At 63.7% G+C, this 20,170-nt stretch carries 20 protein-coding genes; 8 read left to right on the forward strand and 12 right to left on the reverse strand.

The genetic code is table 11. The features are described 5' to 3' along the window. Positions 1-87: 87 nt before the first annotated feature. Both ACMDCM_RS05355 and ACMDCM_RS05360 read right to left on the reverse strand, forming a co-directional pair. The gene (locus ACMDCM_RS05355) at positions 88-1,365 is read right to left on the reverse strand and encodes an O-acetylhomoserine aminocarboxypropyltransferase (RefSeq protein ID WP_412772601.1); all 1,278 of its coding nucleotides are present in this window, start codon (positions 1,363-1,365) and stop codon (positions 88-90) included. Positions 1,366-1,513: 148 nt separating this feature from the next. Further along, a complete protein-coding gene (locus ACMDCM_RS05360) occupies positions 1,514-2,098 on the reverse strand; it encodes a CoA-binding protein (RefSeq protein WP_412772602.1) in 585 nt (194 codons plus the stop codon). A gap of 263 nt (positions 2,099-2,361) precedes the next feature. Between ACMDCM_RS05360 and ACMDCM_RS05365 the strand changes: the two genes are divergently transcribed. From ACMDCM_RS05365 to tsaA, 5 genes are all read left to right on the forward strand, one after another. Then, on the forward strand, positions 2,362-2,790 hold the full coding sequence (locus ACMDCM_RS05365) for a PaaI family thioesterase (RefSeq protein ID WP_412772603.1): 429 nt from the start codon (positions 2,362-2,364) through the stop codon (positions 2,788-2,790). 152 nt (positions 2,791-2,942) lie between these two features. Beyond that, a complete protein-coding gene (gene rplM / locus ACMDCM_RS05370; RefSeq protein ID WP_292610296.1) occupies positions 2,943-3,407 on the forward strand; it encodes a 50S ribosomal protein L13 in 465 nt (154 codons plus the stop codon). Then, the gene (gene rpsI, locus ACMDCM_RS05375; RefSeq protein WP_292616336.1) at positions 3,407-3,883 is read left to right on the forward strand and encodes a 30S ribosomal protein S9; all 477 of its coding nucleotides are present in this window, start codon (positions 3,407-3,409) and stop codon (positions 3,881-3,883) included. Before rplM ends, rpsI begins: the two co-directional genes overlap by 1 nt. A 163-nt stretch (positions 3,884-4,046) precedes the next feature. Continuing rightward, the gene (locus ACMDCM_RS05380) at positions 4,047-4,982 is read left to right on the forward strand and encodes a lytic transglycosylase domain-containing protein (RefSeq protein ID WP_412772604.1); all 936 of its coding nucleotides are present in this window, start codon (positions 4,047-4,049) and stop codon (positions 4,980-4,982) included. 67 nt (positions 4,983-5,049) lie between these two features. Then, positions 5,050-5,541 (forward strand): tRNA (N6-threonylcarbamoyladenosine(37)-N6)-methyltransferase TrmO, encoded by a 492-nt coding sequence (gene tsaA, locus ACMDCM_RS05385; RefSeq protein ID WP_412772605.1) that lies wholly within the window; start codon positions 5,050-5,052, stop codon positions 5,539-5,541. Positions 5,542-5,770: 229 nt separating this feature from the next. On the opposite strand, the gene ACMDCM_RS05390 is transcribed toward tsaA, so the two are convergent. The 3 genes from ACMDCM_RS05390 to ACMDCM_RS05400 all read right to left on the reverse strand — a co-directional run bounded on the left by ACMDCM_RS05390 (position 5,771) and on the right by ACMDCM_RS05400 (position 8,470). Continuing rightward, entirely contained in the window at positions 5,771-7,012 is a 1,242-nt protein-coding gene (locus ACMDCM_RS05390; RefSeq protein ID WP_412772606.1) for a GNAT family N-acetyltransferase, read from the reverse strand. A gap of 232 nt (positions 7,013-7,244) precedes the next feature. After that, the gene (locus ACMDCM_RS05395) at positions 7,245-7,997 is read right to left on the reverse strand and encodes a glycerophosphodiester phosphodiesterase family protein (RefSeq protein ID WP_412774673.1); all 753 of its coding nucleotides are present in this window, start codon (positions 7,995-7,997) and stop codon (positions 7,245-7,247) included. A 5-nt stretch (positions 7,998-8,002) separates the two neighbouring features. Beyond that, positions 8,003-8,470 (reverse strand): RidA family protein, encoded by a 468-nt coding sequence (locus tag ACMDCM_RS05400; protein WP_412772607.1) that lies wholly within the window; start codon positions 8,468-8,470, stop codon positions 8,003-8,005. A 226-nt stretch (positions 8,471-8,696) separates the two neighbouring features. Here ACMDCM_RS05400 and ACMDCM_RS05405 point away from each other — a divergent pair, with 226 nt between their 5' ends. Continuing rightward, positions 8,697-9,584: a cell envelope integrity EipB family protein gene (locus tag ACMDCM_RS05405; protein WP_412772608.1), complete on the forward strand. Its 888-nt coding sequence runs from the start codon at positions 8,697-8,699 to the stop codon at positions 9,582-9,584. 43 nt (positions 9,585-9,627) lie between these two features. Here ACMDCM_RS05405 and ACMDCM_RS05410 read toward each other — a convergent pair whose 3' ends face one another. After that, complete coding sequence (locus ACMDCM_RS05410; RefSeq protein WP_412772609.1) at positions 9,628-10,917, reverse strand: DNA polymerase IV; 1,290 nt, start codon at positions 10,915-10,917, stop codon at positions 9,628-9,630. Continuing rightward, a complete protein-coding gene (locus ACMDCM_RS05415; RefSeq protein WP_412772610.1) occupies positions 10,914-11,213 on the reverse strand; it encodes a DUF3572 domain-containing protein in 300 nt (99 codons plus the stop codon). The genes ACMDCM_RS05410 and ACMDCM_RS05415 overlap by 4 nt, the downstream gene beginning before the upstream one ends. Positions 11,214-11,445: 232 nt before the next feature. On the opposite strand from ACMDCM_RS05415, the gene ACMDCM_RS05420 reads away from it, so the two are divergent. After that, a complete protein-coding gene (locus ACMDCM_RS05420) occupies positions 11,446-11,811 on the forward strand; it encodes a response regulator (RefSeq protein WP_412774674.1) in 366 nt (121 codons plus the stop codon). Between the two features lie 10 nt (positions 11,812-11,821). Next, positions 11,822-13,195 carry a PleD family two-component system response regulator gene (locus tag ACMDCM_RS05425; RefSeq protein ID WP_412772611.1) on the forward strand — a complete coding sequence of 458 codons (1,374 nt, stop codon included), beginning with the start codon at positions 11,822-11,824 and terminating at the stop codon, positions 13,193-13,195. A gap of 90 nt (positions 13,196-13,285) precedes the next feature. On the opposite strand, the gene rpmG is transcribed toward ACMDCM_RS05425, so the two are convergent. The 5 genes from rpmG to topA form a co-directional block, all read right to left on the reverse strand. Continuing rightward, on the reverse strand, positions 13,286-13,453 hold the full coding sequence (gene rpmG, locus ACMDCM_RS05430; RefSeq protein WP_006611239.1) for a 50S ribosomal protein L33: 168 nt from the start codon (positions 13,451-13,453) through the stop codon (positions 13,286-13,288). 189 nt (positions 13,454-13,642) lie between these two features. Continuing rightward, entirely contained in the window at positions 13,643-14,383 is a 741-nt protein-coding gene (locus tag ACMDCM_RS05435) for an NUDIX hydrolase (protein WP_412772612.1), read from the reverse strand. Between the two features lie 43 nt (positions 14,384-14,426). Further along, the gene (locus ACMDCM_RS05440) at positions 14,427-14,867 is read right to left on the reverse strand and encodes a DUF983 domain-containing protein (RefSeq protein ID WP_412772613.1); all 441 of its coding nucleotides are present in this window, start codon (positions 14,865-14,867) and stop codon (positions 14,427-14,429) included. Beyond that, entirely contained in the window at positions 14,864-17,215 is a 2,352-nt protein-coding gene (gene rnr, locus ACMDCM_RS05445) for a ribonuclease R (protein ID WP_412772614.1), read from the reverse strand. Before rnr ends, ACMDCM_RS05440 begins: the two co-directional genes overlap by 4 nt. Before the next feature lies 1 nt (position 17,216). Then, complete coding sequence (gene topA, locus ACMDCM_RS05450; protein ID WP_412772615.1) at positions 17,217-19,964, reverse strand: type I DNA topoisomerase; 2,748 nt, start codon at positions 19,962-19,964, stop codon at positions 17,217-17,219. Positions 19,965-20,170 lie beyond the last annotated feature (206 nt).

A 20,170-nucleotide genomic window follows, 5' to 3' on the forward strand; every position in this document is an offset into this window, starting at 1 on the left:
TGCGTTTTGATGAAACCACCTGTTCCGTCATGGCCGGGACAAAGCCGGGCATGACGGGCTGCTGATTCCGGCTAAAGCAAACCTGCTCTACGCCATCGCCTGATCGAGGTCGGCCATCAGGTCTTCCTTGTCCTCGATGCCGATCGACAGGCGGACGATGTCGGGTCCGGCGCCGGCCCGCGTCTTGGCCGCGTCGTCGAGTTGGCTGTGCGTGGTCGAGGCCGGATGGATCACGAGCGAACGGGTATCGCCGATATTGGCGAGGTGCGAGAACAGCCGGAGTTTCGACACCAGATTGACGCCGGCGTCGTATCCGCCCTTCAGGCTGAACGTGAACACCGCGCCCGCGCCCTTCGGCGAATATTTGCGGGCGAGCGCGTTGTACTTGTCGCTCGGCAATCCCGCGTAGTTGACGGCCGCGACCGCCGGGTGGGCGGCCAGCCATTCGGCGATCGCCTGGGCGTTCTCGCAATGCCTCTGCATCCGCAGCGGCAGCGTTTCGATGCCGGTCAGGATCATGAAGGCGTTGAACGGCGACAGCGCCGGGCCGAGGTCGCGCAGGCCGAGTACGCGGCAGGCGATTGCGAATGAGAAGTTGCCGAACGTCTCCTGCATCCGGATGCCGTGATATTCCGGGCGCGGCTCGCTCAGCATCGGATACTTGTTGTCCTTCGACCAGTCGAACGTGCCGGCGTCGACGATGATGCCGCCGAGCGAGTTGCCGTGGCCGCCGAGGAATTTCGTGAGCGAGTGAAGCACGATATCGGCGCCGTGCTCGATCGGCCGGATGAGATAAGGGCTCGCCATCGTGTTGTCGACGATCAGGGGAACGCCGGCCTTGCGCGCGACCGCGGCGACGGCTTCGATATCGGTGATCGAGCCCCGCGGGTTGGCGATGGATTCGATGAAGATTGCCCGCGTTCGTGGCGTGACGGCTTGTCCGAAGGATTCGATCTCGTCGGGGTCGGCCCATGCCACGTTCCAGCCGAAGCTCTTGAAGGCGTGGGTGAACTGGTTGATCGATCCGCCATAGAGCTTGCGCGAGGCGATGACCTCGTCGCCGGGTTTCATGAGCTGCTGAAGCGTGACGACCTGCGCGGCGTGTCCCGAGGCCACCGCGAGCGCCGCGGTGCCGCCTTCGAGCGCGGCGACGCGCTCCTCCAGCACCGCGTTGGTCGGATTGCCGAGGCGGGTGTAGATATTGCCGAACGCCTGCAATCCGAACAGCGATGCCGCGTGGTCGGCGTCGTTGAACACGAACGACGTGGTCTGATAGATCGGCGTCGTGCGCGCGCCGGTAGTCGGATCGGGCTGCGCGCCGGCGTGGACGGCAAGCGTTGCAAAGCCGGGGATGCGATCGGTCATCTCATGTCCTGTTTCGGTCGGAGGTCGTTCCGCTAAAGCGTTTTCGATGCTGATGGGATCATGCGCCGCCGTCAAGGCGGGGCGGGAGACTTTGCCGGTTTCGCCTGCGGCCTTGCGGCGCGGCAAGGCTGAAGGGACGCTTATGCGCTCACGCCGGCTCGCTTCTGTCCCTGGCGGCCCGGTCGGCGGCCAGCGTGCTGCCGCCGCCGACGCTGACGCGGTTGAGCGACAGCCGCTGGCCATGCACGGGCATCGGCGCGCGTTTCGAACTCAGCGTGCGGGAGTTGACGCCCATCCACGAGATCTCCGACGACAGGCGGCCGTATTCGATCTTCGGACAGCGGTTCATCACCACCTTGATGCCGGCGGCCTCGGCTTTGGCCGCCGCCGCGTCGTCGCGCGCGCCAAGCTGCATCCAGATCACCTTCGGCAGCGGCGACAGCGTCAGCGCCTCCTCGACGATCGGCATGATGTGGCTGGAGCTGCGGAAGATATCGAGCATGTCGAACGGACGGCCGATGTCCGTCAGCGATGCGACGAAGGGCTTGCCGACCAGGCTCTTGCCGACATGGCCCGGATTGACCGGGATCATGTCGTATCCGCGCTCGGCGAGGTACTTGAACGCGAAGTAGCTCGGCCGCACGTTGACGGGCGAAGCGCCGACCATCGCGATGGTCTTCACGCTGTCCAGGATCCCGCGGATATAGCTGTCGTCGTAGGTGTCGTGATTCATTTTCAAGTCCGGATCGTTGAATTCGCGGGTCGTTTTAGCCCCCGTCGTCATCCCGGGGTGCGCGGTCCTTGCCGCGCAGACCTCGCATCCATGTGCCCGGCAGCGTTTTATAGATTCCGGGTTCGCTCGCGAAGGGCTCGCGCGCCGCCATACCGGATCGCGAGCCTGATTGTCATCGAATTTGTCCGCTTGGAATTATGCGTTTGGGCAAAACCTCTTCCTCATGTAACAGGCACCACCGGGCGTGAGCAGGGCAGGATCACATGGCGACTGCGAAAATGAGCGTGGCCGAACTCGAGGCGTTTCTCCACGCCGAGTTCCCCCAGGCATTCAGGGACAACGATATCGCCATCGAAAGCGCCGACGGCGAGACGTCCCTGCTGCGCCAGCGCTATAGCGAACGCATGCTGCGTCCGGGCGGCACCGTCTCCGGGCCGACGCTGATGGCGCTGGCCGATTTCGCCATGTACGTGGTGCTTTTGTCGCGGATCGGCCCGGTCGGCCTTGCCGTGACCGCCAATCTCAACATCAATTTCCTGCGCAGGGGACGCCCGGGTCAGGACGTGCTTGCCGCCGCTCGGCTTCTCAAGCTCGGCAGGCGGCTGGCGGTCGGCGAAGTGACGCTGCTGTCGGGCACATCGCCCGATCCGATCGCCCACGTGACCTCTACTTACTCCATTCCGAATGCTTGAAAATTTCATAGGTAATATAGAACCATTTTTATAAGTATCTGATTATATGATAAAAATATAGGGCGAGTGACGTTGACTGGAGTCGATTGCTTCTCTAGAACGCCCTCGGTCGGTGCGCGGACGCCGAGGGTCTCTTTTCACGGATTTCTCACATGAAAACGTTCTCGGCAAAGCCCGCCGAAGTGACGAAAAAGTGGGTGCTGATCGACGCCAGCGGCCTGGTGGTCGGGCGGCTCGCCACCCTCGTTGCGATGCGGTTGCGCGGCAAGCATCTGCCGACCTACACCCCGCACGTCGATTGCGGCGACAACGTCATCATCATCAATGCCGCCAAGGTGGTTCTCACCGGCCGCAAGCGTGACGACAAGGTCTATTACAATCACACCGGCTATATCGGCGGCATCAAGGAGCGCACGGCGAAGTCGATCCTCGAGGGCCGTTTCCCGGAACGGGTCATCGAAAAGGCCGTGGAGCGCATGATCCCGCGCGGCCCGCTCGGACGCGTGCAGCTCGGCAATCTTCGTGTTTATGCCGGCGCGGAGCACCCGCACGAAGCCCAGCAGCCGGAAATCGTCGATATCGGCGCAATGAACCGCAAGAACAAGAGGGCCGCATAATGTCCGATACCATGCAGTCTCTCGACCAGTTGTCCGCGCTGAAGACGGCCGAGTCCGAAGCGCCGAAGCACACCAAGAAGGTCGACAAGTACGGTCGCGCCTACGCCACCGGCAAGCGCAAGGACGCTGTCGCCCGCGTCTGGATCAAGCCGGGCGCCGGCAAGATTCTGGTCAACGCGCGCGAGGTCGAGGTTTACTTTGCGCGTCCGGTGCTGCGCATGATGATCCAGCAGCCGCTCGTCGCAGCAGCCCGCGCCGGTCAGTACGATGTGGTGTGCACCGTCGCCGGCGGCGGCCTGTCCGGCCAGGCCGGGGCCGTTCGTCACGGCCTGTCCAAGGCGCTGACGAATTTCGAACCCGAATTGCGCGGCGTCCTCAAGAAGGGCGGCTTCCTGACCCGCGACTCGCGCGTGGTCGAGCGCAAGAAGTACGGCAAGGCGAAAGCCCGCCGCTCGTTCCAGTTCTCCAAGCGTTAATCAGAGCGCTTTCGGCATTCGCTGCCGCGTGGCAGCGAATGCCGGTTACCGGAGCTCAAAACGATCCTCCTCCCGAACCGGAGGGGGATATCGGGCGTGGCGGGAAGCCTGTTATGCTCGCGGGATGAAGCTGGCTTCCTCGCCATCGCGGAAGAAAACCGGCATGGCGTTGCGCGTGCCCCTTCTCATGCGATGCGCATTCGCCTTGATGCTGCTGATGCCGCGTGTCGTGGTCGCGCAGGCCGACGCGGAGACCGCATCCGATCCGAAACCTGCGGCGAAGGCCGATCAGGACACGCGCGAATCGATCTGCCTGATGGTCGAGTCGGCGGCCAGGGCCGAGAACCTGCCGCTGGAGTTTTTTGCGCGCGTGATCTGGCAAGAGAGCCGGTTTCAGCCCGATGCCGTGGGTCCGTTGACCCGCAGCGGCGAGCACGCGCAGGGCATCGCGCAGTTCATGCCGGGAACCGCAAGCGAGCGACGGCTCCTTGACCCGTTCGATCCCGTGCAGGCGCTGCCGAAATCGGCCGAGTATCTGAACGAGTTGCGCGGGCAATTCGGCAATCTGGGATTGGCCGCCGCTGCCTATAATGCCGGGCCGCGTCGCGTGCAGGACTGGCTCGACGGCAAGGGATCGATGCCGGCCGAGACGCGCAACTACGTCGCCGCGGTCACGGGATCGCCGATCGAGGATTGGGTCGAGGCCGGCAAAGGCGGCAAGGCACCGGCACAGCCACCGTCGACGAATTGCCGCGAGTTGATGGCGCTATTGAAGCGCGCGCCCAATCCTTTCGTGACGGGACTCGAACAGCATGTGAAGCTCGGGGCCGATAAACCTTGGGGCGTACAGCTCGCAGCCGGCTTCAGCCGCGTCCGCGCCATGGCGATGTACGCACGAGCCATCCGGCGGCTCGGCGCCGTGATCGGCGACCGCGATCCAAGTTTGCTGGGCTCGGTATTGCGCAGCCGCGGCACCCGGACGTTTTATCAGGTGCGGATCGGGGCCGATACGCGCGCGCAAGCCGACGGTCTCTGCAATCGGATCAGGCGCTCCGGCGGCGCCTGCCTCGTGCTGCGAAATATGCGCGTGAGAGGGTAGGTCCGGTTATTCTCGGCGATGAATAACGGTCCGGATCGTGGTATCAGGATGCGAGGAGATCACGGCCATGGTGCGTGAACATGAGGTGCGAGAGGGCGAGGTGGTCGTCGAACTGCCGCCGCCGACCGATGCCGGACTGGTGTTCATCGGCCGTATCCGCACGCCCTGGACGTCCCGGCTGAAGACGCCGCGTCAGGGGCGCGAAGACGGGCCGATCTGCCGGCTGGAGATTTTCGATCCCTGGAAACCCGCATTGCACAGGCTCGATCGGTATTCCAGCATCGAAGTCATCTACTGGTTGCACCTGTCGCGTCGCGACATCGTACTGCAGAGCCCAAAGAGCAGCGGCGAGACCCACGGCACGTTTTCGCTGCGGTCCCCGGTGCGGCCCAATCCGCTGGGGACGTCGCTGGTCAAGCTGGTCGGCATCGAGGGCTCGACCGTGCTGGTGCGCGGACTGGATTGCATCGACGAGACGCCGCTCATCGACATCAAGCCGAACCGTTGCCAGTTCACGCCGATCGCGCCGCCGCAGGACGGCGATTTCGAGACCGGGTGATTTTCTGCCAACGCGTGTTTCTTTGGGCAATCAGCAACCCGTCATGGTCGGGACCATAGGCGTTCGACAGAACGCCGTTCTTCGAACGACTATGCCCCGCCATGACGATTTGGACCGAATATCGTCTCGCTTCATACAACGATGACGTCCCGAGCCTCTAGAGTCTTGGTCTGACGCGTTTTCCTCACGCGAACCGGATTCCACTTCGCTCGAAAACGCTATAGAAGCGTCAGGAGACGCCGTTGTTGCCCGCCTTGCGAAACGGGCCGGCCTCGGTCAGTTCGCGGCGGGCTTCCGCGACGTATTGCCGTTCGCGCTTGAGATAATCGCCGACCGCGCGGCGCAGGGCAGGGTCGGCGATGTAGTGCGCGGAGTAGGTGGTTTGCGGCAGATATCCGCGCGCGATCTTGTGCTCGCCCTGCGCGCCGGCCTCCACCGTTTTCAGGCGATGACGGATCGCGAATTCGATCGCCTGATAGTAGCAGACCTCGAAATGCAGGAAGGGGTGATGTTCGACCGCGCCCCAATGCCGCCCGAACAGCGTGTCCGAACCGATGAAGTTGATGGCGCCGGCGATCCAGCGGCCGTCGCGCCGGGCCATGATCAACGCGATGTCCCGGCTCATGCTCTCGCCGATCATGGAATAGAAGGACCGGGTCAGGTAAGGCCGGCCCCACTTGCGCGATCCGGTCTCCATGTAGAACCGGAAGAAGGCATCCCAGGCGTCTTCCGTGAGATCGCTGCCGGTGAGGACATGGATGGTGATGCCGTCGGCGAGCGCGTCGCGGCGCTCGCGGCGGATCGCCTTGCGGTGGCGCGAATTGAGGCTGGCGAGGAAGTCCTCGAAGCTCGAATAGCCTTCGTTGCGCCAGTGAAACTGCTGGTCGGTGCGCTGGAGGAATCCGTTTCCGGCGAGAAACGTCCATTCCTCCTCGCGGGCGAAGGTGACGTGAACCGACGAGGCCTGCGTCGCATCGCAGAGGCCGATGAGGCCGCGGGCCAGCGCGGCGCGGACGCCCGCTTCGTCGTTGCCAGGGCCGATCAGGAGCCGCGGGCCGGTGGCGGGCGTAAACGGAACCGAAGCCAGCAGCTTGGGATAATAGCGCCCGCCGGCCCTTTCATAGGCGTCCGCCCAGCCGTGATCGAAGACATACTCACCCTGCGAGTGCGACTTCAGATAGCACGGCACGACGCCGACGATCGTTCCGTCGCGGCGGGCGATCAAATGGCACGGTTTCCATCCGGTGCGCGCGCAGGCCGAATGCGATGCTTCGAGCGCCGTGAAAAAGGCATGTGAGACGAAAGGGTTGTATGTCTCATTTGAGCCGGAAATCGAATGCGCCGGGGCTTCACCCACGGGTGCCGCCGATCGCTGGTGTGCGATTGGTGGGTTCGCGCAGGCGTCCCAGTCCGCGGCCGGAATCTGGCCGACCGTGTCGATAGCTTCGAGCGATATGTCGGATGACGTCATCAAGGAGTTGAGCCTGCAATCAGCCATTGCACGTGGAGATGTCCGCCATGTGGCGGTTTTATTTGAACCGCAGAGATTGGGCACGGCGCCGGGGCCGTCAAGTCGCGGGGGTTATAGCGTTTTCGAGCGAAGCATGTCCTCGGGCTTGACCCGAGGATGGGTACCGGTGCGCCAAGAAAACGTGTCAAAACAAAAAGCTGGGGCCCGGCTTTGATTCCATCAAAAGCCGGAGCTAGCCGTCCGGGTGGAAACCCTCGAAGATCATCTGGTCGGCGTATCGGTCGGCGCGGACGCGCTGTTCCGCCGTTCGCACCGTCCATGTCAGCAGGGGACATCGGAAGATGTTTCTTGCGATCCATGGCGCTAGCGCCGGAAGTTCATTCACCCAGTAAGCGACGAAGTGCGGCCGGGTGCGGAAGGCGTGCCGCAGATAGCTCATGGCCGCGCGCTGATCCGGCGTTGTCGCGGGCCAATCAGCTTCGGTGTAGTGGCGCTCGGCCACGATGCCGCGCGGACGCTCTGGAATCAGGTCGCGCAAAGCCAGCACCTGGTCCGGATCGAACGACATGCCGGCCGCAGGTCCGTCGTAGGAGGACAGCACGTCGGCCATGCGCTGCACCAGCCGGCGGTCGCCGTCGAAATGGCTTTTGACCTCGATCACCAGCGGCACGCGGCCGGCGACCAGCGCGCAGAGATCCGCAAGCGACATCATCCGCTCAGACGTGTTCTTGAAGACAACCTGCCTCAGCTCGGCGGCGGTTCTGGCCCGCAGGGGGCCTGAACCTTCGGTCAGGCGGCCAAGTTCGTCGTCATGATGAACCATGGCCTCGCCGTCGGAGGTCAACTGAATATCCAGTTCGATGCTGAAGTTTCCGGCCATCGCCGCTCGGGCCGCCGCCGGCATGTTCTCGACGATGCCGCGGGCGTCGTCATGCAGGCCGCGATGGGCGACCGGGCGGGCCGTCAGCCAGTCGGGCGCGCGCATCGGCGTCAAGCGACTTCGAACAGACCTTCCACTTCGACCGCCGCATCGGCGGGAAGGGATGCAACGCCCACGGTCGAACGGGAATGGCGGCCTTTGTCGCCGAACGCCTCAACCATCAGATCGGATGCGCCGTTCATCACCTTGGGTCCGTCGAGGAAATCGGGCGCGGAGTTGATGAAGCCGCCCAGCCTGACGACGCGGACCACCTTGTCGAGGTCCCCGAGCGCGGCCTTCACCTGCGCCAGCAGGTTGAGGGCGCAGCCGCGCGCCGCGGCGCTGCCCTGTTCGACGGTGACGCCGGCGCCGAGCTTGCCCTTGGCGATCAACGCGCCTTCCGGATTGAAGCAGAGCTGTCCGGATACGAACAGCAGATTGCCGGTGCGGACGAAACCGACATAATTCGCCACAGGCGATGCCGGATCATGCAGAGTGATGCCTTGCGCCGCCAGCTTCTGCTCGATCGTTCCTGCCATGTCCGTCCCCGTGATGCATTGTTCCGCCTGAAACCGGCTCAGGGTTCTATCTCGCGCATCGTCATGTCACATGCAAGTGATGGTAAACCGGATCGGATGTCGCGAAATGCCTCGCTGAGCGTGATCAAATCATAGACGATCCATTGCGGCGTGCCGCCGCGCCGCCCAAGTTGCGGCGCAACAGGGCCTGTGACTATGTTCGAATTCGGCTGCATCGAGAGGTGATATGCGCGACCATTTCGATTGCTCGACCTTGCGATTCCGGTCGGGGTGTCTGACGCTGGTTGTGGTGGCGGCATGTTCGCTGCCGCTCGGGAGCGCAGCGCGCGCCGCAGCCGTTGTTCCGTTTCTTCCCCATGAGGCGCGGTACGACCTGAGCCTCCTGAAGTCGCGCGGCGGCACGTCGGTGGACAGTGCCCGCGGACGAATCCTCTACAAGTTTTCCGGAAACGCCTGCGAGGGGTACACCTCGGATTTCAGGCAGGTCTCGGAAATGGACAGCGGGGAAGGAAAGAGCACGCTGAGCGATATGCAATCCGTGAACTGGGAGGATGCGGAAGGCAAAAGCTTCCGGTTCAAGGTTCTGACCCGCATGAACGACACCGATCAGAGCGAGGTTGACGGTATCGCCGAACGGACCGGCGGCAAGATCACGGTGAAGCTGAAGCAACCGGTCGCCAAGACGTTCACCATCGACGGCAAGGCCGTGTTTCCCACCGAACAGATCCGGCGCATCATAGCGGCCGCGAAAGAGGGCAAATCGCTGCTCGAACTCACCGTGTATGACGGTTCCGACAACGGCGAGAAGGTCTACGACACGCTTGCGGTCATCGGCAAACCCATTCGTGGCGACAAGCCGGGATCGACGCCCGATCCATCGACGACCAACGAGCAAACGAAGACGCTGACGCGGTGGCCCGTCACCGTCAGCTACTACGATCGCGATGCTAAAACCAATAGCGGCGAGCAGACCCCGGTTTACGCCATGTCGTTCGAACTGTTCGAGGACGGCGTGTCGCGGGCGCTGGTGCTCGACTACAACGACTTCGTGATTTCGGGGACGCTGGACAAATTCGACGTCGGCGACGTCAAGAACGCCAAATCCTGCAAGTGATGCAGCCAGTAAAAGATCAATTTTACCGACAGTCTGGCTGCCTTTATTGACGCGGTTTCCCGGGACCGTCATAGGCGATGCCCCGGATCACGGCCGCGCTCCCGTACTTCCTGCGCAGATCGTCCATCGCTCGCTCGGCATCAGCCGAGCGGCGATCCAGCATATCGGTGTCGTCAGCCTGCGATCCGGGACGCAGCGCGCTGACGCCGGCTCCCATCAGGCGGAAGGCGGCGCCGTCGATTTCCTTCGCCAGCATGTCGCGACAGGTTGCGAAAATTTTGGACGCGAGCTGGGTCGGAATGGAAACCGATCGCGAGCGGGTCCGCTGCCGGAAATCGGCGGTCTTGAGCTTCAACGTGATGGTCGATCCGGCGAGGCCGCCTGTCTTGAGCCGCGACGATACCTTCTCCGACAACCGCCACAGGATTCGTTCGAGCGTGGCGAAGTCGCGGATATCGGATTCGAACGTCGTCTCGCTGGAGATGGTCTTGGCGCCGCGATCGGCGATCACCCGCCGCTCGTCGATGCCGCGCGCCAGCCGCCACAACCGGCGGCCCTCGGTCGGAAACTGCTTCATCATGTCGCTCTCGTCGGCGCGCTGCAGATCGCCGATGGTTCGAAAGCCGCGCTGCGATAGCCGCTCCCAGGTGGCCGGGCCGACGCCGAAAATGAATCCGACCGGTTTGTCCGCGAGCATGACGTGCGCCTCGTCCTGGTCGAGCGCTGCGAATCCGCGCGGCTTGTCGAGATCCGAGGCGATCTTGGCGAGGAACTTGTTGCAGGACAGGCCGACCGACACCGTGATGCCGAGGTCGCGTTCGATGTCGGCTGCGAACACGGCCAGCACCTTGGCCGGGATCGTGCCGTGGACCCGCTGGGTGCCGCCGAGGTCGAGGAAGGCCTCGTCGATCGACAGCGGTTCCACCAACGGCGTGAGGGCTTGCATCATGCGCCGCACCTCGCGGCTGACCCGGACGTACTTTGCCATGTCCGGAGGAATAACGGCGGCTGAGGGACAGAGTGCGAGAGCCTTGAACATGGGCATGGCGGAATGCACGCCATACGTCCGGGCGATGTAGCAGGCGGTCAACACCACGCCGCGTTTGCCGCCGCCCACGATGACGGGTTTGTCCGCGAGCGATGGATCGTCGCGTTTCTCGACGGTGGCGTAGAACGCGTCGCAGTCGATATGGGCGACGGTCAGCGTCTGCAACGAGCGGTGGCGCACCAGCCGGGGAGAGCCGCACGCGCTGCAACGGGCCGCCGGGAAGCCGAGATCGCCGAGACAATCCCGGCAAAAGCACGACGGACCGTCCGGCGACCTCCGTGTCACCGAGACTCACGCTCCGGGAGAGAATCGCCAAGCGCCATCCGGGCGGCGGCGATGGTAGTAGGATGGTGCCCCGAGGATTCCGAAAAAGCGTTTACGGTCGCGTCATCGCGCAGTACGAAATCAAGCACGCCGGCCAGGAAGTGAGGATCGGAGGCGGAAGCGCGCAGGGTCTCCGGGCCGATGCCGGTTTCGGTCAGGAACCGGCCCAATCGTTCGGCGTCGTCCGCGATAAAGGAAAGCGCCTGAATCGCCACGAATTCGGCCGCTTCGGTGGCGTTATGCACACGCTTTGTCATCGCGGGGATTTGCCTTTCCGTAACCTATGGCTTCTACTTTGGAACCATCATGCCCGAGTCCGTGAAACGTGTTCAAGCAAGTGCTAACGCGCTCGCATAAAGATCGTACTGTGCCTTAACGGCTTTGGAGCGATTCTGATGCAAATCTAAGTCCAGTTTGCGAACAAGTTTTGTGACGCTTGTGCATGTTTCGCTCACCATGGCGGGTGAACGCATCGACTGGGAGGTCAGGGTGGCCAAGACGGTCCTGATCGTGGAAGATAACGAGCTCAACATGAAGCTCTTCCGCGATCTGTTGGAGGCTCACGGTTACGAAACGTCGGGAACGAGTAACGGCTTCGAAGCGCTCGATCTGGTTCGCAAGCTTCGCCCCGACCTCGTTCTCATGGATATTCAATTGCCGCAGGTGTCCGGTCTCGATGTCACGCGCTGGATCAAGGACGATCCCGAACTGCGAGCGATTCCGGTGGTGGCGGTGACGGCATTTGCGATGAAGGGCGACGAAGAGCGCATCCGCGAGGGCGGTTGCGAAGCCTATCTGTCGAAGCCGATTTCGGTCGGCAAGTTCATCGAGACCGTCCGCCGTTTCGTGGGTTGAGGAGATAGCTGTGTCCGCGCGTGTTCTGGTCGTCGACGATATCCCTGCCAACGTCAAGCTGCTGGAAGCGCGATTGTCGGCGGAGTATTTCGACGTCGTGACCGCGTCCAACGGCGCGCAGGCGCTGGAAATCTGCGCGCGCGCCAAGTGCGATATCATCCTGCTCGACGTGATGATGCCGGACATGGACGGTTTCGAGGTCTGCCGCCGGCTGAAGGCCAACCCGGCAACCCATTTCATTCCCGTGGTGATGGTGACGGCGTTGGACGACCCGTCCGACCGCGTGCGCGGGCTCGAGGCCGGCGCCGACGACTTCCTGACCAAGCCGGTGTCGGATGTGGTGCTGATCGCGCGGGTTCGCTCGCTCACGCGTTTGAAAATGATGACCGACGAGTTGCGCTTGCGCGCGGCGACATCGCTCGAAATCGGCATGCAGGCGCCGGAGCGCGATGCGGTTGCCGACGCCGGGAAGGGCGGGCGCGTCCTGCTGGTGGACGACCGTGCCTCGTCTTACGAGCGGCTGGCGTCGGTGCTCAGGACCGAACACGCCGTCGATGTCGAAACCGATCCGTCCGAGGCGCTGTTTCACGCCGCCGAGAACGATTACGATCTTCTCATCGTGTCGCTCGGGCTGGAAAATTTCGACGGCTTGCGATTATGCAGCCAGGCGCGCTCGCTGGGGCGCACGCGGCACGTTCCGATCCTCGCCATAGCCGACGCCAACAGCAATGCGCGATTGCTGCGTGGTCTGGAGATCGGCGTCAACGATTACCTGCTGCGGCCTGTCGATAAAAACGAGTTGCTCGCCCGCGCCCGCACGCAGGTCCGTCGCCGTCGTTATACCGACCACCTGCGCGACAACGTGCAGAACTCGATCGAAATGGCGGTGACCGACGGGCTGACCGGCTTGCACAACCGCCGCTACATGGAAAGCCATCTGGTCACGCTGGCCGAGCAGGCCTCGATGCGCGGCAAGCCGCTGGCGCTGATGATGCTCGACATCGACTTCTTCAAGTCGATCAACGACCGCTATGGCCACGACGCCGGCGACGATGTTCTGCGCGAATTCGCGGTGCGGGTCCGCAAGTCCATCCGCGGTATCGATCTCGCCTGCCGCTATGGCGGCGAGGAGTTCGTGATCGTGATGCCGGAAACCGACCTGCGCGTTGCCGGCATCGTCGCCGAGCGGCTGCGCCGTTCAATCGCATACGAATCGTTTGCTGTCCACAAAGGTGTGAACCGGATCAATGTGACCATCTCGATCGGATTATCGGTCCTTGAGCGAAAGGGCGAACCGGTCGCCGACGTTCTCAAGCGCGCCGACATCGCGCTCTACCGCGCCAAGCACGACGGCCGAAACCGCGTCGTCGCGGAGGCGGCGTGACACCGCCGCAGATTCTCGCAAAATAAAAGGTTCTCGCAAAATAAAACGGGGCCACGAGGCCCCGTCCAATTCACCGCCGACGAAGCGCCGTTACTTGATCTTGGCCTCGCGGAATTCGACGTGCTTGCGCGCCACCGGATCGTACTTTTTCTTGACCATCTTGTCGGTCATGGTGCGCGAGTTCTTCTTGGCGACGTAGTAGAAGCCGGTGTCGGCGCTGGAAACCAGCTTGACCTTGATGGTGACCGCCTTGGCCATGTGCAATCCTTCGATGTCGGGAATCTGAAAAGCCGGCCCGGCGTCAGGCCCGCGTTGGCCGGCAAACTAGCCGCGAAACGCTCAAAGTCAAGGATTTCGAGGCTGTTGAGAGCTTGAAATCGGCCCGTTCCCCGCAAACAGCCGATTTTCCGGGCTGGCGGGGTCGTGTGCCTTGGCTGGACGAGATTATCAAGCCGCGCCGGGCAGAATATCCCTTTGCATCCTGCCGCCGCAGAAACGGAAGAACGGCACGTCCGCATCGTGTCGCAGCGGACCGGCGGCGAGACGCTTCTGGAGTTCGCCGAGCACGCTCCGGGTGATGGAATGGAGGCCGGCGAGAGGTTTTGCATCCACCTCGACCCAGATGAGTTCGACCAGTTCGGCGTCGGCGTGGACCACGCCCTCGACACGGTGGGCGATGGCGGATGCATCCGCGCTGAAGAAGCGGGTATCGAAACGGCGTACGCTACCGGGCGGGGTGATGGCGCGCGCGACCAGGTAGAGGCTTGAGGGATCGGGCAGCAATCCGGCATCGCCGAACGGTTGCCAGGCTCCGGTCAGCCTCGCGGCGGCGCCCTCGGCCTTGCGTCCAAGGCAAAGCCCGGTTTCTTCGCACGCCTCGCGGATCGCGGCGAGCGCAAGCGAGCGGGCGCGCGACGATTGGATCTTCGGGCTGCCCTTGAGCAGATTGGCCTCGAGTTCTTTCGGGATCGGCGCGGCGACGGGCACCTTGTTGTCGGTGTTTTCGACGCTGCCGCCGGGGAAGACGAACTTGCCCGGCATGAAGATCACCTTGTCATGGCGCTTGCCGAGCAGCACCCTCGGCGTCGCGGCGCTGCGGTCGATCAGGATCAGCGTGGCCGCATCTTTCGGGCGACGATAGGGGTGACAGTCGGTCCGTTGCGCGGGTCGCTGCGCCGTCTCGCTCATCTCGCTTGCCGCGCAGTTCCGATAGCCGGGCCGGGCTGCCGGATCAGATGTGATCTTCGACAAAATTCTCGTCGAAACCGTGCATCCGCAAGGCCCACTGGAGTCCGACCACCGCGCCCTTGATCGGCTGAATCAGCCATAGCGCCAAAAACAACGTCAATGGCAGATAGATTGCCCACTGGAGAAGCAGCGGCGGCGAAAACTCTTTCTCGACCAGCAGCGCCAGCGGCACCACGATGTGGCCGACAACGACGATGACAAGATAGGCGGGCAGGTCGTCGGCGCGGTGCGGTGTAAAATCGAGCCCGCATTCCGAACAGTTGTCGGCGGTCTTCAGAAAGGCGCGAAAGAGCTTGCCTTCGCCGCATCTCGGGCAGCGGCAGAACAAGCCGCGCCTGATCGCGGCCCAGAGGTGGCGCTTCTCGCCTCCCTGGGTCCAGGTTGTGGCGGCCGTTCTCGCGATATCAGGAGGAAGCGCCGTCATGATTTGCCCTTCTTCGGTTTGCCGGCCGTGCTCTTTCCCGGCTTGCGTGACGTCTTGCGCGGTTTGCGGCCCGGATGGGCCTTCGAATGGACTTTTGCGTGCGCGTTTTGCGAACCGCGCATCCCCTTTCTGTTTCGCCCCTCGCGCCGGCGAGGATCGCGTGGCCCGGCAAGTCCTCCAGATAGGAGTTCGAAACGCAGGGCGCCAGCCAGGGGAACAGCTTCTACCAGACGAACCTCCACCACGTCACCCAGCTTGTGCATGGAACCGCTGCGCGAGCCGACCAGCGCGTGGCGGCTCTCGTCGTAGTTGAAATATTCCGTGCCGAGGGACCGAATCGGAATCAGCCCGTCGGCGCCGGTATCGGTCAGTTTCACGAACAGCCCGGCGCGGGTTACCCCGGAAATCCGGCCACCGAAGATATTACCGATGCGGTCGGCGAGGAAATGCGCGATCAGGCGGTCGGCGGTCTCGCGTTCGGCCTTCATGGCGCGGCGCTCGGTAACGGAAATCTGAGCGGCGACCTCCGCCAGCGTTTCGGCGGTCTCGGTCGCAGGCAACGCGCCATCGCCGAGGCCGAGCGCCCGGATCAGGGCGCGGTGCACGATCAGGTCCGCGTACCGCCGGATCGGGGAGGTGAAATGCGCGTAGCGGCGCAGGTTGAGGCCGAAGTGGCCGTAGTTCTCGGCGGAATATTCGGCCTGCGCCTGCGAGCGAAGCACAACTTCGTTCACCAGCGATTCGGAGTCGTGACCCTTGACCTGATCGAGCACGCGGTTGAACTGTTCGGGCTTCAGCGCGCCGCTCTTGGCGAAAGACATATCTAGCGTCTTCAGGAATTCCCGAAGGTTGTGGACCTTCTCCACCGTCGGCTCGTCATGGACGCGATAGATCAGCGGCAGGTCTTTCTTCTCCAGCGTCTCGGCGGCGGCGACGTTGGCGAGGATCATGAATTCCTCGATCAGCCGATGCGCGTCGAGCCGCTCCGGCACGATGACGCGGTCGACCGTGCCGTCCGGATTCAGCAGAATCTTGCGCTCCGGCAGTTCGAGATCGAGGGGATCGCGCTCGTCGCGCGCGCGTTTCACCAGAGCGTAGGCCGCATAAAGCGGCTTCAGGACCGGCGCGAGCAGGGGGCCCGTCACGTCGTCGGGATTTCCGTCGATCGCGGCCTGCGCCTGCGCGTAGTTCAGCTTCGCGGCCGAGCGCATCAGGATGCGATGAAATGTGTGCGAGCGCTTGCGGCCGTCGGGGCCGATCACCAGCCGCACGGCGAGAGCCCCGCGCGCCTGCCCTGGCACCAGCGAGCAGAGATCGTTGGAGATGCGCTCCGGCAGCATCGGCACCACGCGATCGGGGAAATAGACCGAATTGCCGCGCTTCAGCGCATCATGATCCAGCGCCGATTCAGGCCGCACATAATAGGCGACGTCGGCGATGGCCACAGTGACGACAGCGCCGCCCTCGTTGTTCGGATCCTCGTCGGGCGCAGCATGAACCGCATCGTCATGATCCTTGGCATCTGGCGGATCGATGGTCACGAGCGGCAGCGCGCGCCAGTCCTCGCGGCCCCGAAGGGCCGCGGGCTTCGCCGCCTCCGCTTCACGCAAGGCGGCCGGCGTAAACACTTGCGGAATGTCATGGGCGTGGATCGCGATCAGGCTGACGGCCTTTTCGGTCGCGAGCGAGCCGAGCCGCTCCTTCACCCTGCCTGACGCAAGACCGAAACCGCGGGTGCGCACAAGCTCGGCGCTGACCAGATCGCCGTCCTCCGCGCCGGCGCTGTCGGCCTTCGCGATGTTCAATTCACGGCCGGCCTGCTTCTTGTCGACCGGCTCCAGGCGACCGCCGCCCTGCGGCAGGGCGCGGTAGATGCCGAGGATGCGCGAGCGGGTATGCTCGATGACCTTGATGACGCGGGCGCGATAAGGCGCGGAATCGCCGGGCTCCGTCGCCTCGATGCGCAGCAGCGCGCGGTCGCCGACGCCGGCCGCGGTGCCGGGCTTCGCGCGGCGCGGCACGTGAATGCGGATTTTCGGCGGAGTGCCTGCTTCCTCGTCCCACTCGGTCGGCGTCGCCAGCAGTTCGCCGTCGCTGTCGCGTCCGGTGATATCGGCCATCAGCGTCGGCGGCAGCGTTTCCTCCGCCTGACGCAGCTTGCGGCCTCGCTTGACGATCGTGCCGTCGTCCGCGAGATCGCGCAGGATTTTCTTCAGTTCGATGCGATCCGCGTTCTTCAAGCCGAACTCGCGGGCGATCTCGCGTGTGCCGGTTTGTCCGGGATGCGTGCGGATGAAGGCGACGATGGTCTCGCGGTCCGGGAAACGCCTGTCGCGCGGTTTGCTCACCTCAGCCGTTCTTGCCAGCACTCTTCTTTGCGGGCGCTTTTACAGCGCCGGCCGGTGGTTTGGCCGCCGCGACAGGGCCTCGCGCCTTGCTCACCGCGTCGGACTTCGGCTTGGCGGAGGCCGGTTTCGCGGCCGCCTTCTTGGTTGCCTTTTTGGCCGGTTTCGTCGCCGCGGCATCCCCGTCGGCGGCCTTTTCGGTTTTGGCGGGCTTGGCCTTCTTCGCCGTGCGTTTGGTCTTGCCGCCGCCCTTGGCTGCGCGTTCGTCGATCAGCGCGATGGCTTCGGGGAGGGTGATGGTCTCCGGCGTTTTGTCGCTCGGAATGGTGGCGTTGACGCCGCCCGCGGTCACATAGGCGCCGTATCGCCCGCTCTTGACCGCCACCGCGCCGAGCGTCGGATGGTCGCCGAGCGGCTTGCCCGGATCGGCGCCAAAGCGGCGGCTCGGTCCTTTCGCGATTTTCTCCGCGATCAGCGTCACCGCGCGGTTGAGGCCGATGTCGAACACCTCGTCGCCGGCTTCGAGACTCGCATAGGTTTTCTCATGCCGGACGAACGGACCGAAGCGGCCGATGCCGGCGGTGATCGGCTCGCCGGTCTCCGGATGTTTGCCGACTTCGCGCGGCAGCGACAGGAGCTTCACGGCCAGATCCAGCTCCATGTCGGCGGGCGAGGTGTTTTTCGGAATGCCCGCGCGTTTCGGCTTTTCGCCCTCGGCATAATCGTTGGGCTCGCCAAGCTGGATGTAGGGGCCGAAGCGGCCGGACTTCACCGCCACGTCGAGACCGCTCTGCGGATCCTTGCCGAGAACGCGATCGCCGCCGGCATCGCCATCGGCGGCCAGCGGTCGGGTGTAGCGGCACTCCGGGTAGTTGGAGCAACCGACGAATGCGCCGAACTTTCCGGCCTTGAGGTTCAGCTTTCCGGTGCCGCAGGTCGGACACTGGCGCGGATCGCCGCCGTCCTCGCGCGGCGCGTAGATGTGCGGCCCGAGCATGTTGTCGAGCACGTCGAGCACTTCGGAAACGCGAACGTCCTTGATGTCGTTGACCACGCCGATGAAGTCGTCCCAGAAATCCTTCAGGACCTGCTGCCACGACACCTCGTTGTTCGAAATGCGGTCGAGCTGCTCCTCGAGATTGGCGGTGAAGTCGTATTCGACATAGCGCGCGAAGAAGTTTTCCAGGAACGCGATGACGACGCGGCCCTTGTCTTCGCCGTAGAGCCGCTTCTTTTCGAGCTTGACGTAACCGCGATCCTTGAGCACCTGCAGGATCGAGGCGTAGGTCGAGGGCCGGCCGATGCCGAGTTCCTCCATGCGCTTGACCAGCGAGGCTTCCGAGAAGCGCGGCGGCGGCTCGGTGAAATGCTGGGTGACGCTGAGGCTCTCGCGCTTCAGCGCCTCGCCCTCGCTCATGGCGGGAAGGCGGCGGCTGTCGTCGTCTTCCTCGTCGTCGCGGCCTTCCTGATAGAGCGCCAGGAAGCCGTCGAACTTGATGACCTGGCCGCTGGCGCGCAGCTCCAGCATGCGCGATCCGGCCCTGGCCGCGATGTCGACGGTCGTGCGTTCCAGCTCTGCCGATTCCATCTGGCTGGCGATGGTCCGGATCCAGATCAGCTCATAAAGCCTCGCCTGATCGGAATCGAGACGCCGCTTCATGTCCGCGGGGCGGCGCGACAGGTCGGTCGGGCGAATCGCCTCGTGGGCTTCCTGCGCGTTCTTGGCCTTGGTCTGATACTGGCGCGGCGCGTCCGGCACGTAGGCGTTGCCGTAATCCTCGCCGATCACCTTGCGCGCCTGCGTGATCGCCGAGCCGTCGATCTGCACGCCGTCGGTTCGCATGTAGGTGATAAGGCCGGTGGTCTCGCCGCCGATGTCGATGCCCTCGTAGAGCCGCTGCGCGATCCGCATCGTGTGCGCCGGCGCGAAGCCGAGCTTGCGGCTTGCCTCCTGCTGGAGCGTCGAGGTGGTGAAGGGCGCCTGCGGATTGCGGCGCGCCGGCTTGGCCTCGACGGTCGAAACGGTGAAATTGGCGGCCTCGATCGCCTTCCGGAAGTCCTCGGCCTCGGCGCCGCTGCCGATGTCGAGCCGCTGGATTTTTCTGCCGTCGGCGCCGACGAGGCGGGCTTCGAAGGTTTCGCCGCGCGGCGTCGCCAGCGTCGCGATCAGCGACCAGTATTCGCGGGGCACGAATTTCTCGATCTCGACTTCGCGGTCGCAGACCAGCCGCAAGGCGACCGATTGCACCCGGCCGGCCGAGCGCGCGCCGGGCAGCTTGCGCCACAACACTGGGGAGAGGGTGAAGCCGACCAGATAGTCGAGCGCACGGCGCGCCATGTAGGCGTCGACCAGCGCGCCGTCGATCTGGCGCGGATTCTTCATCGCGTCGGTGACGGCCTGCTTGGTGATGGCGTTGAAAACGACGCGCTCGATCTTCTGGTCCTTCAGCGCGCGCTTCTGTTTCAGCACCTCCAGCACGTGCCAGGAGATCGCCTCGCCCTCGCGATCAGGGTCGGTGGCGAGGATCAGCTTGTCGGCGCCCTTGAGCGATTTGGCGATGTCGTTGAGTCGGCCGACCGCCTTCGGGTCGACCTCCCAGATCATCTGGAAATTGGCTTCCGGATCGACCGATCCGTTCTTGGCCGGGAGATCGCGGACATGGCCGAATGAGGCCAGCACCTCGTAGGAACCGCCCAGATATTTATTGATCGTCTTGGCCTTTGCGGGCGACTCAACAATGACGATATTCATGTTATTCCAACGGATTATTGGGAAATTTGAAACCAGTTCCGCTAGCCGTGCGTCAACAGTTCCGGGGCGAACATGGGTGCAGCGCGCTCTTAAGTCAAATAGGCTTGTGTGAAAACCTTCGTGCTTGCCATGTCTTATAGGTTGTTAATTTATAAAATTTTTACCTATAGTTGCGCTCTCATATCGGGTATCGGGTGCCGAATACG

The organism is Nitrobacter sp., from assembly GCF_047149785.1.
In the GTDB taxonomy this organism is placed as follows: domain Bacteria; phylum Pseudomonadota; class Alphaproteobacteria; order Rhizobiales; family Xanthobacteraceae; genus Nitrobacter.

What these genes read in the sequence shown, in the direction of transcription:
- ACMDCM_RS05355 (WP_412772601.1), bottom strand. Translation starts at nt 1,365, where the DNA reads ATGACCGATCGCATCCCCGGCTTTGCAACGCTTGCCGTCCACGCCGGC.
- ACMDCM_RS05360 (WP_412772602.1), bottom strand. Translation starts at nt 2,098, where the DNA reads ATGAATCACGACACCTACGACGACAGCTATATCCGCGGGATCCTGGAC.
- ACMDCM_RS05365 (WP_412772603.1), top strand. Translation starts at nt 2,362, where the DNA reads ATGGCGACTGCGAAAATGAGCGTGGCCGAACTCGAGGCGTTTCTCCAC.
- rplM (WP_292610296.1), top strand. Translation starts at nt 2,943, where the DNA reads ATGAAAACGTTCTCGGCAAAGCCCGCCGAAGTGACGAAAAAGTGGGTG.
- rpsI (WP_292616336.1), top strand. Translation starts at nt 3,407, where the DNA reads ATGTCCGATACCATGCAGTCTCTCGACCAGTTGTCCGCGCTGAAGACG.
- ACMDCM_RS05380 (WP_412772604.1), top strand. Translation starts at nt 4,047, where the DNA reads ATGGCGTTGCGCGTGCCCCTTCTCATGCGATGCGCATTCGCCTTGATG.
- tsaA (WP_412772605.1), top strand. Translation starts at nt 5,050, where the DNA reads ATGGTGCGTGAACATGAGGTGCGAGAGGGCGAGGTGGTCGTCGAACTG.
- ACMDCM_RS05390 (WP_412772606.1), bottom strand. Translation starts at nt 7,012, where the DNA reads ATGACGTCATCCGACATATCGCTCGAAGCTATCGACACGGTCGGCCAG.
- ACMDCM_RS05395 (WP_412774673.1), bottom strand. Translation starts at nt 7,997, where the DNA reads ATGCGCGCGCCCGACTGGCTGACGGCCCGCCCGGTCGCCCATCGCGGC.
- ACMDCM_RS05400 (WP_412772607.1), bottom strand. Translation starts at nt 8,470, where the DNA reads ATGGCAGGAACGATCGAGCAGAAGCTGGCGGCGCAAGGCATCACTCTG.
- ACMDCM_RS05405 (WP_412772608.1), top strand. Translation starts at nt 8,697, where the DNA reads ATGCGCGACCATTTCGATTGCTCGACCTTGCGATTCCGGTCGGGGTGT.
- ACMDCM_RS05415 (WP_412772610.1), bottom strand. Translation starts at nt 11,213, where the DNA reads ATGACAAAGCGTGTGCATAACGCCACCGAAGCGGCCGAATTCGTGGCG.
- rpmG (WP_006611239.1), bottom strand. Translation starts at nt 13,453, where the DNA reads ATGGCCAAGGCGGTCACCATCAAGGTCAAGCTGGTTTCCAGCGCCGAC.
- ACMDCM_RS05435 (WP_412772612.1), bottom strand. Translation starts at nt 14,383, where the DNA reads ATGAGCGAGACGGCGCAGCGACCCGCGCAACGGACCGACTGTCACCCC.
- ACMDCM_RS05440 (WP_412772613.1), bottom strand. Translation starts at nt 14,867, where the DNA reads ATGACGGCGCTTCCTCCTGATATCGCGAGAACGGCCGCCACAACCTGG.
- topA (WP_412772615.1), bottom strand. Translation starts at nt 19,964, where the DNA reads ATGAATATCGTCATTGTTGAGTCGCCCGCAAAGGCCAAGACGATCAAT.